At 64.1% G+C, this 513-nt stretch carries 1 protein-coding gene; it reads right to left on the bottom strand.

All coding sequences use genetic code 11. The annotated features are described in order from the left end of the window. Window positions 1-513 (bottom strand): ISL3 family transposase (locus IVB48_RS15900; protein ID WP_247400754.1); only part of this gene is annotated, 513 nt, incomplete at both ends.

The raw sequence follows: 513 nt of genomic DNA, 5'->3' as shown, positions 1-513 counted from the left end.
CAAGGAAGGCCGCGCTCGCATTTTCCATCAGATGCCAGCGGTCGGCGACTTGGATGGCGTTCGGCAGCGCCTTGGCTGCTGCCTCGCCGTATCCACCACTGCGATCTCGCGACACAATGTTGATCGCTGGGTGCTTCGATAGCCACGCCTGAACGGTCGCAGTTTCCCTGTCGGGCAGCAGGGTAACGATCCGCCGACGCTCCAAATCGCACACGATCGTCCCGTATCGATGGTTTCTCCGGAACGCCCAGTCATCGATGCCCACAACAAGCAACGGATCTGTGGGCATCGCCGTCCGCCGGCGGATCACCCGTAGCAAGGTATCGTTGCTGACGGGCAGCATGAGCCGCTTGGCCAAGCTTGCCGCCGGCCGGCCGCCGAGCGCCAACCCCAAGTGATGGACGATGTACTCCAGCCGTGCCGTCCGGCGCCGTCGAAGCGGGACGATGTCTTCTCCGAACCGCTCTGCGAAGATCCGCCGGCGGCAAGCTTCGCCAAGCGGCTCATGCTGCC

The organism is Bradyrhizobium sp. 76 (assembly GCF_023073025.1).
Lineage (GTDB): Bacteria > Pseudomonadota > Alphaproteobacteria > Rhizobiales > Xanthobacteraceae > Bradyrhizobium.
This window is presented reverse-complemented; position numbering and strand designations above follow the sequence as displayed.